Below are 13,224 nucleotides of genomic sequence, written 5' to 3' on the forward strand. Positions count from 1 at the left end.
CGGTTGGCACGGCGCGGCGCTACAGCCAGCGGCCGTCGACCACCACCCGGCGCTCCACCGGTACCGCGGCCACCGCAGCCGGGCCGTGGTCCGCACGTACGGCGACGAAGGTCGCCGGCAGGCCTTCGGCGATGCCATGCTGCGGCAGGCCGATCACCTGCGCGGCATGCGTGGTGACCATGTCCAGCGCCAGCATCAGGTCGGCATCGGTGTAGAAGCCCGAGCGGTAGCCCAGCAACATCGCACGCTGCAGCAGGTCGCCGTTGCCGTAGGGCCACCAGCAGTCACGGATGTTGTCATTGCCCGCGAACACGCGCACGCCGGCATCGTGCAGTGCACGCAGTGGCGGGAACGGATGATCGCCCGGCGCGTTGCTCATGATGGCGACACCGGCGGTGGCCAGCGCCTCACCCACCTGCAGTGCGCGCGCCAGCGGCACATCGCCCAGCGAATAGGCATGGCTGACCGCCACGCGCCCCTGCAGGCCGGCAGCACGCGTGCGCGCGGCAATGCGCAGCAGCTGCGCCAGTCCGGTTTCAGCGGGCTCGTGCAGATGGATGTCCAGCCGCACGCCATGGCGCTCGGCCAGCCCGAACAGCAGCGCCAGCTGGCCTTCGGCATCACCGTCGAGCGTGGTCGGGTCGATGCCGCCGAGCACTTCCACGCCCGCGGAAAGCGCCTGCTCCAGTACGGCGGCGGTACCCGGGCAGGACATTACCCCGGCCTGCGGGAACGCCACCAGCTGGACGCGCATGATGTCGGCACAGCGCCGCGCCGCTTCGCGGACCGCCTCGAGATGGCGCAGGCCGGTGCTGCCATCCACATCCACGTGGCAGCGCATCGCCACGGTGCCGAAGCGGCTGCATTGGCGGATCAATGCCTCGGCGCGGTCCACCATCGGCGCGGCGCCGGCCATCGCGGCCTTCTCCACCGCCAGCCGCTCACGCAGGCTGTTCACCGGCTGGTGCGGATGCCAGCGGTCCCCGACGAAGCTCTTGTCCAGATGGATGTGGCCGTCGACCAGCCCGGGCAGCAGCGCAAAACCGTGCAGGTCGATGTGTTCGGCCCCTTCGGCCGGCACTGCATCGCTGCCGAGGCCGCGGATGCGCCCGTCCTGGATATGGAACTGCAGCGGCGCACCGTCGCGGTCGACACCGCCATGGACGAACTGGAGGGTCATCGGGAACTCCGGGAAAGCCAAGTCAGGGCGCCATCCTGCGCGCAGCGACCGCCATCGGCCAACGAAATATCTGGATGCCACATATTCACCAATCCGATGAACGCGGTGGCGACGGCGCGCGACGGCCACGCCGTACAGACGCCTGAACGGGTAACATAGGCGCCTGTTTCCGCTGTGATGCCGCATGGGCCCGTCCGACCGCCACGACCGTCTCCGCCGCTGGCAGGCCGCGTCACTGCTTGCGGCTGCACCGATCGCCAGCCTGTCCGCCACCGATGCCGCCGCCAGCGCGCCGCTGCAGGCGCCGCCCGGCCAGCAACGCATCGCGCCGGCGGCGCTGGTCGAGCGGCTGCACCAGCGGGTACTGTCCGGGCAGAGTGCCACCGCCACCCTGGAACACTGGTGCGCCGAGCATGGCCTGGCCGAGCAGGCCCGGGTACGCGCGGTGCGCGTGCATGGCCAGGACAAGCCTGCACCCGCCGACGTGCTGCAGGCGCTGGGCGCCACGCGACCGGGCACCCCACTGCGCTACCGCCGCGTGCAGCTGGTCTGTGGCAGCCGTGTGCTCTCCGAGGCCGACAACTGGTACCTGCCGGAGCATCTCAGCCCTGCCATGAACCAGGTGCTGGACAGTACCGACGAACCCTTCGGCCGTGTGGTCGGCCCGCTCGGCTTCCAGCGCCAGACCCTGGCCGACCAGACCTTCTGGCCGCCGCGCGGCGAAGGCGACCACGGCGTGATCCTGGAGGTGCGCGCCCTGCTGCGCGACCGCCAGCAGCAGCCCTTCAGCTACGTCATCGAATCGTACCTGCAGCAGGCGCTGCCCTAGGCCACCGGCGCGCGCCATCACAGCGGATATCGACACAGCAGAAGGCCCGGCATTGCCGGGCCTTCTGTTTGCCAGCCGGATCAGCGGAACCGGTAGTCCAGCTGCAGCCAGTACTGGCGCCCGTACGGGTCGTAGTTGCCGACCGGGTAGAACGGCCAGCCGCCTCCGTTCTTGTCCGCCGGCGGGCGGCTGTCACGCAGGTTGTTGACGATCACGCCCACCGACAGGTTCTCACCGAGCTGGCGGAACACGCTGGCGTTGTAGGTCATGTACGGCGCGATGCGGCCACTGCCATCGGTCTTCGGCAGCGAGCCGAAGCGGTTGCCATACAGGGTGGTGGTCCAGTCTCCCTGGTTCCAGGTGATGCTGCCATTGGCCTTGCTGCGCCACTGGTAGTCATCCAGCGAATTGCGGATGTCGCGCTCCGGATCATCGGCGAACTGCCGGTACGTGTGTTCCAGCACCACGGTATAGGCCAGGCGCGTGGTGAAGCGGCCATAGCGGCCGGCGTCGAAGCGCCAGTTGCCCTTCAGGTCCAGGCCACGCACCGATTCGGAGGCCGCGTTGATCGGGTTGATCAGCACACGGGTGACCTGGTCCGGCTGCACCGTGGCATTGGACGGGTTGCGGATCACCCGCGACAGCGCGTCCTGGCACAGCGGCGAACCGATATCGCGCGCTTCGCCACCCAGCGTGCGGCCCAGGCGGCAATCGGCCTCGTCACGCAGGATGCGGCTGGTATCAAGGCTGGTCACCTCGTTGTCGATGCGGATGTCGTAGTAGTCGGCACTGAAGTCCAGCCCGGCCAACGGCGACCAGACCACGCCGAACCCATAGGACTTGGCCGTTTCCGGCTGCAGCTGCGCATTGGCGCGGTTGCTGTAGTCGATCGACAGGCCGTTGTAGTCGCAGTTGTCGTACGACTGGCCTGCGGTGCGGCAGCGCCAGTAATCGGTCATGCCCGGGTTGTAGCCCCGGGTCTCGGTGGCGAACACGTAGTTCATGTCCGGCGCACGGAAACTGGTCGCCGCAGAGCTGCGGATCAACAGGCTCTCGATCGGGCGGAACTCGACGCCGAAGCTCCAGGTTGCCTTGCCGATGTGCTCGCCGCCCGCACGGTACTGGTCATAACGACCGGCCAGCGTGGTGGTCAGCGATTGCAGCAGCGGCAACTGCAGCTCCACGCCGGCCGCATAACGGTCACGGTCACCGCCGGCACCGATACCGGCGCTGGTGTTCCAGAACTCGCCGGTGCCCAGCCGCGGGTCCGGGCGGTTGCGGTAGCCCTGGCTGCCGGCCTCGACCACCGCTGCAAGCGCGGCATCACCGCCCGGCAGCGCGAACAGGCGGCCGTTGACGCTGGCGCTGAAGGTCTGCAACCACGCCGCGTTGCGGCTTTCCTGGTAGCCGGACAGGCGGCCGTACTCCTCCGGCGTCAGCGGCTGGAACAGGCGCGACGGGTCCGGTGCATAGACCTCCACGCCATTGCGCACGCCCAGCTGCGGGCCGAGCAGGTATTCGTTGATGCCGGCCAGCAGTACCGGGCGGCGGGTGCGGTTCTCATAGCGCGAACGGCTGTAGACCGCTTCGTAGTCCCAGCCGCTGTCGCCAAGCTGGCCACGCGCACCAATATTGAACGACCACGAATTCTCCAGGAATCGGTTGGCATTGCGCGGCAGGCCACCGATTTCTTCCGGCGCGAACCGGCGGTACCAGCTCTCCAGGGTGCCGGTGTTCTGGTTGTAGAAGTAGTTGCGCGAGGAGGTCCAGGCCGGTGCGCGGGTGTTGTTGCTGATGCGTGCGCTGCCTACCGCCAGATCGGCGAACAGGTCGGTGGTCTCGTTGAGGTGGAAGGTCGCCAGGCCATAGCCGTTGAGGTTGCGCTTCTCGGTCTGCACCGTCCAGTAGCTGGCCGCGGCCTCGTTGCTGCCGCAGTACCAGCCCAGGCGCGGGTTGCTGGCGCGGAACACGCTGCCACCGTAGATGCCGGACGCAGCATCGCAGCCGTTGAGGCCTGGATCGATGTTGCGGCCGGTGGCGGCGTTGCGACGGTAGGCGATCGCCGTTGCCTGCGGCGCCTTGCCGGCTGGATCATCATCCAGCGAATCCATGAAGTCGCGCTGGCGCGCGTGGATCGCCTTGCGCACGTCGAATTCGAAGCCGAACAGCGCATCCCATCGCTCACCGGAACTGCCGCCCACCACCTGCACGCGCTGGTTGTCACCGCCGCCCTGCTGGGTGCCGCCGGCGCGCACGTTGACGTCCACGCCTTCAAAACGGTCCTTGAGGATGATGTTGACCACACCGGCAATGGCGTCGGAGCCGTACACCGCCGACGCACCGGCAGCCAGCACTTCGATGCGCTCGATCAGCGCACTGGGGATGTTGGCCAGGTTGACCACGTTCACCGAGCCTTCGTAGGCCAGCGGGTAGTCGGCCTGGCGACGGCCGTTGACCAGCACCAGCGTGCGGTTGGGCCCCAGGCCACGCAGATTGATCGTGTTGGCGGCCGGGGTGAACGTATTGCCGAAGTCCTCGCCCTGCACGTTGCCGGTATTCTCGGTCAGCGCACTGAGGGCGTCGAAGGCATTGCGGTAGCCCTGCGCGTCGATCTGCTCGCGGCTGATCACCGTCACCGGCGAGGGCCCCTCGACACTGGCACGTGGAATGCGCGAGCCGGTGACCTTCACTTCCTGCAATGTGGTGGGTGCGCTTTCCTGCGCGAAGGCCGGCAGCGAGGCCAGCATCAGGGACGACAGCGCGAGCACCAGCGGACGCGGGCGCAACGCCTTGGGGGAGGCGGACATGGGCTTCCTGGGGGAGTGGGTGGTGGACGGGGAGCCGTGCCTGTGCGGCGCATAACGATCCCGTAACGAAAGTGTCCTGAATGGACGGTTTCAACGGAAATGACCAGCCCTGATGGGCTTATGCCTGAACCGAATCAGAGCGGTTCGCGGCAGTACCGCGTTTTTGCAAGGATTTGCATGGCATGGCAGGGGCGATGCTTCCATGGTGGGCGAATGACCCACAGCGCCCCTTTCCTCCCTCTTGACCCGCTAAGGCCCGTGCTGCGCCGCCATCTGCTGCACCTGCAGGCCGCGCCTGTCACCCTGCGTTCGTTCCAGCGCACCGACCTGCCGCGCTGGCGCGTCTTCGATGACCGCCGCCAGCGCGTGCAGCGACATGCGCCCGGCGTCGACGAAGAAGCACGCTTCCTTGCCAGCGTCTATCGTTCGCGCCTTCAGCAGGACAACGATCTGCTGGTGCTCGGCGTATTCGATGACGCCGAGGGCGCCCTGCTCGACCAGCTGCATGTACGCCTGCACTCCCTGCACTCGCGCTGCGCCGAGCTGCACTCGCTGCAGCACGGCCAGGCCCATCCGCAGGCCGCGTTGCGGGCGCTGTGCCCCTTTCTGTTCGACGACGTCGGCCTGCACCGCCTCTTCGTGCTGCTGCCACCGGGCTGCACCTCCCCGTTCGCCCAGGCGCTGCAGGCCCAGGGTTTCAGCTGCGAAGGCATCCTGCGCGACCACCACCTGGATGCGGCCGGATGGCATGACCGCCAGCTGCTGGCGCTCACCGCAACCACATGGCGCAACGGCCGGTAGCGAACCGGCTAACGCACCCGCTCCAGTGCCGCTCCGGCACCGGTCAACAGCGTGCAGGCATGGTCCTGCAGCTCTTCGCCACTGGCGTCGTTGCCGTTGGCCGCGTCCACCCGGGTCGCCAGCAGGATGAAGCCAGGGTCCCCCTGCACGTCGTCGCGGCCGGCCACCACCAGGCTCCACTGGCCGACATCGCCCACCCCGCTCAGGCCATAGGCCAGCAGGTTGAGCGGATTGGCGGTCAACTCCGCGCCGGGCAGCAGGTAGGCCTGGTACTGATGCCCGCGCAGCGGTACCGGCAACGGGGACCAGTGCGGGCCCAGGGTGCCGGCGTGCGCGTCCAGCGCCTGCAGCACGTCCGCGCGCAGGCAGTCGACATGGATGTGCAGCTGGTGCTGCGAGCGGCCATGCGGTGAATTCAGCGCCAGGCTGGCCACGCTGCGCGGCAACGGCCGGCCCAGGGCGCGTTCGGTATGCGCGCGGGCCTGCCAGGCCGCGGCAAAATAGTTGGGCGCTCCACGCCGGTACAGGCCGTGGCTTTCGATGCCGGTGACCTTGTCCAGCGGCATCAGCAGGAACTGGTAGTCACCATGCGCGTCCTTGACCAGCACGTCGCGCCGGTCCGGCGCCGTCTCCACCCGCAGGCAGCTGCCCCGCGGGCCTTCCGCCGCCCGGCAGTCGCGCTCGATCAGGCGCCACAGCGCGTCGGAATGCGCAGGCGGTGGGGGCGGCGCACTGGCACAGGCGGACAGCACCAGCAGGGAGGGCAGCAACAAGGGGCGCAGGGACACGGCAGCAGCTCACGGAACAGGCACGGCGGACAGCGCCGTGCTGCATTCTAGCCAGTGCCGTACTGCAGTCAGTAGGTGCCGAACGGCACTTCAACCACGATCGGGGCAGCGCCCTCGCCGGCCTGCAGGGTGTAGCGGTCCAGCGCGCCATCGTCATCGGCATGCGGCTGCCGCTGGAAGTGCAGCAGATAGCGGGTGTCGCCCAGCCGTATGGCATTGCCGTCGGGCTCCAGCGCGGCGCCCTCGGGAATCAGCAGGCCGCCCAGGTCACTGTAGGCGCCCGGCACATCGGCGAAGCCATAGTCGGCCAGTTCGTCCACCCGCTGCATCGCATAGACGTGCGGCAGATAGGGGCGTGCCGGGCTGCGGCCATTGCTCAGGTCGGTCACCCAGGCCTGCGGCAGGTGGTACTCCTCGCGCAGCGCGGCCACGCCCAGCGACGGGCTGGCTACCTGCAGGCAGCACACCGTGCGCTTGCCTTCACGGTCGACAATGGCGAACCGATCGCCGCGGGTGGCGGCCTGCGGCAGCATCGCAAAGGCCAGATCGCGCTGGGCCGGCACGTGGCCGGCTTCGGTCTGCAGGTTGCGCCAGGCACCGAACACCGGCGTTTCCGCAGCAGCGGCCGGCGTCGGTTGAGCCGCCGACGCGGCGAACGTCAGGCCCCATGCCGACAACGCCAGTAAAATTGCCCTGCATTTGTCACGGAAACTGCCTGCCGACATACCTCTCCAGCACCCGCACCGGAATGGCCCGGCCTGCCCGCTGGCGTGCTGCCAGTCATTCCGCTCACTATGCAGTGATCACGCTGTGCCGGCAATGACCGGGACGCTGACGCCTTTCGCACGCTGGGTGCTATCGTTCCGCCCATCTTCCCTGCGCAGGAGCGCTGCATGTCCGCCTTCCGTCTGTCCCTGTTGCTGCCCGCGTCGGCCCTGCTGCTGTCGGCCTGCGTCAGCACCCCCGGTCCGCAGGTCAAGGGTACCGGCCACTGCGACGCCAGCCAGCTGGGCTGGGCAATCGGCCAGCCTGCCAATGAACCCAACATCCGCCGCCTGTCCAGCGAAAGCGGTGCCGGCCTGGTCAACCCGATCGGCCCCAACACCATCACCACCAAGGACATCCGCCACGATCGCCTGCGCGTGTACGTGGACAAGGACAACATCATCACCGCCACCCGCTGCGAGTAGGCCCTGTAGAGCCGAGCCCATGCTCGGCTGCGCTTCCGTGACAGCCGAGCGCAGGCTCGGCGCTACAGCTCATGGCTCGGTATACCCCGCAGTCCGGCAGCGCCTGGTCGGGGTGGAATGCCCCGCTGCTGAAGCGGAACAGGCTGGGATTGCGATGGTAACCGCTGCCCGCCATCACCTGTGTGGAGTCGAGCCATGCTCGACTGCTGTCTGTCCGGACGAGCAGCCGAGCATGGGCTCGGCTCTACATCATCCGCAGTCGCAGCCACCCCAGCCCTTCGCTTTCGAGGTCTGGCCGATACCGGGGTTGAACGTGTTGCTCGGGTCCAGCTGCCGGTAGAACCCCGACAGCGCCGGCTTGGCCGGGTACAGGTGGCCTACATTGTGTTCGGCCGGATATTCGGCGCCACGCTGGTCCAGCAGCGCCCACATCGCATGCTCGATCGCCATCGGGTCCTCGCCCTTGCGCGCGATGTAGTCCTGGTGGAACACGTGGCACAGGAAGTGGCCGTAGTAGAGCTTGTGCAGCAGGCGGCCGTCGAGATCGGCCGGCAACTGCTCGAACCAGTCGGCGTCATCGCGGCGCAGCGCGATGTCCAGCGCCACGATGTCCTGCACCTGCGCGCGATGCACTTCGCGGTAGCGTACCGCCGCACCGGCCACGGCGAAGCGGTGCAGGAAAGCCTTGCGCCCCTCCTCCGCCGTGCAGTGGAAATAGCCTCCCTCGTGCGCGGCGAAGAAGTCGCGCAACCACGCTTCGGTCTGTGCTGCGTCCTGCGCAGAGACCTTCAGCAACAAGTGGTGCTCATAGCGCTGGCGGAACTCACCCATGCGCGTGGGCAGGTGCGAGGGCAGCAGGCCGGTCAGCCCCTGCATCACCCGGTCGGTGACCCCGCGCAGGCCCAACCGTTCGAACCAGCCATCGACCCGGCTCTTCAGTGCGAACGCGGCCGGCACGCGCGCAGTGCCCAGGCGGTCGATCAGCAGGAAGCTGTCCTTGCCGTAGCGCTCGCCGATGTCATACGCATCGCGGTGGATGTACTCACCGGCAATCGGCAGCCGCTCGAAGCCGGTCAGCAGCTGGCGCCGGATCGCCGTGAGGCTGTCGGTGCGGTTGCTACCGATGTAGAAGACCTCGGCGGCCTCCTTTTCGAAGGTATCCAGGCGCACTGCGAACACCGCCAGCTTGCCGGCGGACCCGGCGGCCTCGAAGTGGCGGCGGGGATCCGCATTGAAACGCGCCGGGGTATCGGCATCAATCCGGCGCACGTCCTCGGCGTAGTGGGGATCGGAGGCGGCGCGGCCATCGCCGTCGCCCACGTCGGCAGCCGAGTAGTCACCGGCCTGCAGGCGCTGCAGGATCTGCTCGGGCGTCTCACCCAGCGCGATGCCCAGATGGTTGACCAGTTGCAGCTGGCCCTGCGCATCGACCTGCGCATACAGCGCCAGCTCCGTGTAGGCCGGGCCACGTCGCACCAGCGCGCCACCGGAGTTGTTGCAGATGCCACCCAACACCGAGGCGCCGATGCAGGACGAGCCGATCACCGAATGCGGTTCGCGGCCCAGCGGCGCCAGGGTCTGCTCCAGGCGGTCGAGTGTCGCACCGGGCAGGCACAGCACCTGGCGGCCTTCGTTCAACAGCTGGATGCCGGTCAGGCGCAGCGTGCTGACCAGCACGATCGGCCGGCCATAGTCATCGCCGTCCGGGGTCGAGCCACCGGTCAGGCCGGTGTTGGCTGCCTGCAGGATGATCGCCGCGCCGCCCTGCACCGCCGCCTGCAGCACACGCCACAGTTCCAGCAGCGTGCCCGGGCGCACCACCGCCAGTACCGGGCCGTCGCCGAAGCGGTAGCCACGGCGGAAGCGGCGAGTGGCCCTCTCACCGGTCAGCACATGGCGGCTACCGACCGCGTCGCGCAACTGCGCCAGCACGGCATCGTGGCCACTCATGGCAGGCTGACCAGCAGATCGCGGCCGATGTCGGCGATGCGGCGCGCGCCGGTCAGTGTCATCGCCACGCGCATCTCCTTGGCGATCAGGTCCAGCAGGTTGGCCACGCCGGCCTCGCCCTGGGCGGCCAGTGCATAGACGAAGGCACGACCCAGCAGCACGGTATCGGCCCCCAGCGCCAGCATGCGCACCACGTCCAGGCCGGTGCGGATGCCCGAATCGGCAAGGATCTTCAGGTCGCCCTGCACCGCATCGGCAATGGCCGGCAATGCACGTGCGGTGGACAGCACCCCATCCAGCTGGCGGCCACCGTGGTTGGACACCACGATGCCATCGGCACCGAACCTGACCGCATCGCGCGCATCATCCGGGTCGAGGATGCCCTTGATCACCATCGGGCCGTTCCAGAACTCGCGGATCCACTCCAGGTCCTTCCACGAAATGGACGGGTCGAAGTTGCTGCCCAGCCAGCCGATGTAGTCCTCCAGCCCGGTCGGGTTGCCACGGTAGGTGGAGATGTTGCCCAGATCATGCGGGCGGCCGAACAGGCCGACGTCCCACGCCCAGTGCGGATGGGTGATGGCCTGGCCGATGCGGCGCAGCGAGGCGTTCGGGCCGCTCATGCCCGAATGGGCATCGCGGTAGCGCGCGCCCGGCACCGGCATGTCCACGGTGAACACCAGCGTGGTCACGCCCGCAGCCTTTGCCCGCTCCAGCGCATTGCGCATGAAGCCGCGATCGCGCAGCACGTACAGCTGGAACCACATCGGCCGCTGGATCGCCGGTGCCACCTCCTCGATCGGGCACACCGACACCGTGGACAGGGTGAACGGGATGCCGCGGCTGTCGGCCGCGCGCGCCGCCTGCACTTCGCCGCGCCGGGCGTACATGCCGGTCAGGCCGACCGGCGCCAGCGCCACCGGCATCGCCAGTTTCTCGCCGAACAGCTCGGTTTCCAGGCTCAGGTCGGACATGTTGCGCAGGATGCGCTGGCGCAGCGCGATGTCGGACAGGTCGGAAACGTTGCGCTTCAGCGTGTGCTCGGCATACGCGCCGCCATCGATGTAGTGGAACAGGAACGGCGGCAGCCGGCGTTCGGCCGCAGCACGGTAATCGGTGGAGGCGGAGATGATCATGGGGTCAACCGTGTGGGGAAGGCAGGCGCGAGGCCCGCGCACGCCGGGCTTCGTTGTCATCGAGGGTGCGCAGCGTGGTGTGCACGAACTCGAGGTGGGCATGCGCGGCGGCGCGCGCGCGTTCGGGATCGCCGGCCAGCACCGCGTCCATCATTTCGCGGTGCTGGTCGGACAATGGCGAGAAGGTCCGTGCCGAGGTATAGAGCTTCTCGCGGCTCTGCGAGATGTTGGTCTGCAGCAGCTCGAACAGCCCGCGCATCACCTGCAGCAGCACCAGGTTGTGCGACGCCTCGGCGATGGACAGGTGGAAGGCCGCGTCTGCCTCCGCTTCGCCGGCGGGGTCGTCCTTGCCGTGCGCGTCCATCATGGTCTGGAAGGCCTGCGCGATGCGCGCACGGTCCTCGTCGGTCGCCCGCAGCGCCGCATGCCAGGCGGTGGCACCTTCCAGCGCGTGGCGGATCTCCAGCACGTCGAAGCGGTATTCCGGATCGCCCTGGAACAGCGGCAGGTAGGGCGCCAGTGGTTCATCCAGCGCCTGCCGCGCGCGCGCCGCCGGTTCGGCCACGTAGGTGCCGCCACCGACCCGTGCGGTCAACAGGCCCTGGCTGGCCAGCTGCGCGATGGCCTCGCGCAGCGCGGTGCGCGAGACCCCCAGCTGCACCGCCAGGGTGCGCTCGGCCGGCAACCGGTCGCCCGGCCGCAGCCCCTGCTCCTGCACCAGGCCGCGCAGCTGCGCGGCCACCCTGTCCGAAATACGTTGCGTGCTCATGGCGCCATTGTGGCCCGAAGCGTGCAGCAGGGGGTCAGAGCGCACGGCATGGCTCAGGGAATCATCCAGGTCAGCCAGTAGGCCTGGGCCAGGGTGATCAGGCCGACCATCGTGGTGAAGACCAGGCTGTGCCTGACGGTGAAGCGGAACAGGTCCGACTCCTTGCCGGCCAGGCCGACCGCCGCACAGGCGATGGCGATCGACTGCGGCGAGATCATCTTGCCGGTGACCCCGCCGGTGGTATTGGCCGCCACCAGCAGCACGTCGGACACGCCGATCTGCTGCGCGGTGGTGGCCTGCAGTGCCGAGAACAGCGCATTGGACGAGGTGTCCGAACCGGTCAGGAACACGCCCAGCCAGCCCAGGAACGGCGAGAAGAACGGGAAGGCGTCGCCGGTGTGCGCCAATGCCAGTGCCAGCGTCGCCGACAGGCCCGAATAGTTGGCGATGAAGGCGAAGGCCAGCACCATGCCGATGGAGTAGATCGGCATGCGCAGCTCACGTACGGTTTCACCGAAGGTCTTCAGCGCCGATCGGGCCGGCATGCGCAGCGCGATGATCGCGATCACCGCCGCAAGGAGGATCGAGGTCCCGGTGGCCGAGAACCAGTCGAATTTATAGACCGCCTCATAGCTGAGCGGCGCGTCCACGATCGGCGGCATCTTCTGCACCCTCTGGTCCAGGCCCGGCACCGGGAGCTTCAGCACCCAGCTTTCCAGCGGGCCGCCCGCCGCGAACAGCGACTTGAACGGCTTGATGCTCCACAACGTGACCATCGCGGTGAGGATCAGGAACGGCGACCACGCCTTGGCGATCTGGCCGACGCTGTAGCGCGGTGCCTCCAGTGCCTGTGCAGCCGCCTCGGCGCTGGTTTCGGTATCGAAGCGGAAGATCCGTACCGGCTTCCAGCGGCGCAGGAACAGGGTCAGGCACACCAGTGACGCCAGCGACGCGGTGATGTCCGGCAGCTCCGGGCCGATGAAGTTCGAGGTCAGGTACTGCGCGAGGGCGAACGAGCCGCCGGCCACCAGCACCGCCGGCCAGGTTTCCTTGATGCCACGCCAGCCATCCATGATCGCCATGATCCAGAACAGCACGATGACGGTCAGGAACGGCAGCTGGCGGCCGGCCATCTGGCCGATCTCGAATGCGTCCAGGCCGGTCACCTGCCCGGCCACGATGATCGGGATGCCCATCGCGCCGAACGCCACCGGCGCGGTGTTGACGATCAGGCACAGGCCAGCGGCGTACAGCGGCTTGAAACCCAGCCCGACCAGCAATGCTGCGGTGATCGCCACCGGCGCACCGAAACCGGCCGCCCCTTCCAGGAAGGCACCGAACGCGAAGCCGACCATCAGCATCTGCAAGCGCTGGTCTTCGGTCACCGACAGGATCGAAGCGCGGATGATGTCGAACTGCCCGGTCTTGACCGAGACCTTGTAGAGGAACACCGCGCCGATGATGATCCAGGCGATCGGCCACAGGCCGTAGACGAAGCCGAAGCCGGCCGCACCCAGCGCCTGGGGCAACGGCATGCGGTAGAACAGCAGGGCCACGCCAAGCGCGATGGCCACGGTGATCGTGCCGGCCAGCCAGCCCTTCATGCGCAGCACGGCCAGGGCAACGAAGAAGAACGCGATCGGCAGCAGCGCGATCAGGCTGGACAACCACAGGTTGCCGGCGGGGTCGTACAGGTGTTGCCAGGGCTGCATGAAGACTCTCGACTGGAGGCGGAATGTACCCACCGCAGGCGGTGGATGGCCGTGGCTGGCGA

11 protein-coding genes are annotated in these 13,224 nt (G+C 68.3%); 3 read left to right on the top strand and 8 right to left on the bottom strand.

From position 1 onward, the window contains the following. Positions 1-19: 19 nt before the first annotated feature. Positions 20-1,180, bottom strand: coding sequence for an amidohydrolase family protein (locus tag NSQ78_RS13255; RefSeq protein ID WP_064238745.1), 1,161 nt, complete (start codon positions 1,178-1,180; stop codon positions 20-22). Positions 1,181-1,364: 184 nt separating this feature from the next. Here NSQ78_RS13255 and NSQ78_RS13260 point away from each other — a divergent pair, with 184 nt between their 5' ends. Beyond that, the gene (locus tag NSQ78_RS13260; protein ID WP_053505899.1) at positions 1,365-2,009 is read left to right on the top strand and encodes a hypothetical protein; all 645 of its coding nucleotides are present in this window, start codon (positions 1,365-1,367) and stop codon (positions 2,007-2,009) included. Between the two features lie 80 nt (positions 2,010-2,089). Here the strand turns inward: NSQ78_RS13260 and NSQ78_RS13265 are convergent, their stop codons facing one another. Beyond that, positions 2,090-4,816, bottom strand: coding sequence for a TonB-dependent receptor (locus NSQ78_RS13265; RefSeq protein ID WP_064238746.1), 2,727 nt, complete (start codon positions 4,814-4,816; stop codon positions 2,090-2,092). Positions 4,817-5,029: 213 nt separating this feature from the next. On the opposite strand from NSQ78_RS13265, the gene NSQ78_RS13270 reads away from it, so the two are divergent. Further along, positions 5,030-5,617 (top strand): GNAT family protein, encoded by a 588-nt coding sequence (locus NSQ78_RS13270; protein WP_057493741.1) that lies wholly within the window; start codon positions 5,030-5,032, stop codon positions 5,615-5,617. 8 nt (positions 5,618-5,625) lie between these two features. Here the strand turns inward: NSQ78_RS13270 and NSQ78_RS13275 are convergent, their stop codons facing one another. Both NSQ78_RS13275 and NSQ78_RS13280 read right to left on the bottom strand, forming a co-directional pair. Continuing rightward, the gene (locus tag NSQ78_RS13275) at positions 5,626-6,405 is read right to left on the bottom strand and encodes a CDP-diacylglycerol diphosphatase (protein ID WP_064238747.1); all 780 of its coding nucleotides are present in this window, start codon (positions 6,403-6,405) and stop codon (positions 5,626-5,628) included. A gap of 68 nt (positions 6,406-6,473) precedes the next feature. Beyond that, positions 6,474-7,130, bottom strand: a complete 657-nt coding sequence (locus NSQ78_RS13280; RefSeq protein WP_064238748.1) for a hypothetical protein — start codon at positions 7,128-7,130, stop codon at positions 6,474-6,476. Between the two features lie 168 nt (positions 7,131-7,298). On the opposite strand from NSQ78_RS13280, the gene NSQ78_RS13285 reads away from it, so the two are divergent. Further along, positions 7,299-7,595, top strand: coding sequence for a hypothetical protein (locus NSQ78_RS13285; protein ID WP_014037553.1), 297 nt, complete (start codon positions 7,299-7,301; stop codon positions 7,593-7,595). A gap of 249 nt (positions 7,596-7,844) precedes the next feature. On the opposite strand, the gene dld is transcribed toward NSQ78_RS13285, so the two are convergent. From dld to lldP, 4 genes are read right to left on the bottom strand one after another with little or no spacing between them, the layout of a single operon-like run. After that, the gene (gene dld, locus NSQ78_RS13290; protein WP_064238749.1) at positions 7,845-9,545 is read right to left on the bottom strand and encodes a D-lactate dehydrogenase; all 1,701 of its coding nucleotides are present in this window, start codon (positions 9,543-9,545) and stop codon (positions 7,845-7,847) included. Beyond that, a complete protein-coding gene (gene lldD, locus NSQ78_RS13295) occupies positions 9,542-10,681 on the bottom strand; it encodes an FMN-dependent L-lactate dehydrogenase LldD (protein ID WP_049465145.1) in 1,140 nt (379 codons plus the stop codon). The genes dld and lldD overlap by 4 nt, the downstream gene beginning before the upstream one ends. Before the next feature lie 4 nt (positions 10,682-10,685). Further along, on the bottom strand, positions 10,686-11,450 hold the full coding sequence (gene lldR, locus NSQ78_RS13300; RefSeq protein WP_064239660.1) for a transcriptional regulator LldR: 765 nt from the start codon (positions 11,448-11,450) through the stop codon (positions 10,686-10,688). Positions 11,451-11,503: 53 nt separating this feature from the next. Next, the gene (gene lldP, locus NSQ78_RS13305) at positions 11,504-13,162 is read right to left on the bottom strand and encodes an L-lactate permease (RefSeq protein WP_064238750.1); all 1,659 of its coding nucleotides are present in this window, start codon (positions 13,160-13,162) and stop codon (positions 11,504-11,506) included. Between the last annotated feature and the right edge of the window lie 62 nt (positions 13,163-13,224).

Origin of the sequence: Stenotrophomonas sp. FSL W7-1447 (assembly GCF_037966425.1) — a bacterium.
GTDB classification, from domain to species: Bacteria; Pseudomonadota; Gammaproteobacteria; order Xanthomonadales; family Xanthomonadaceae; genus Stenotrophomonas; species Stenotrophomonas pavanii.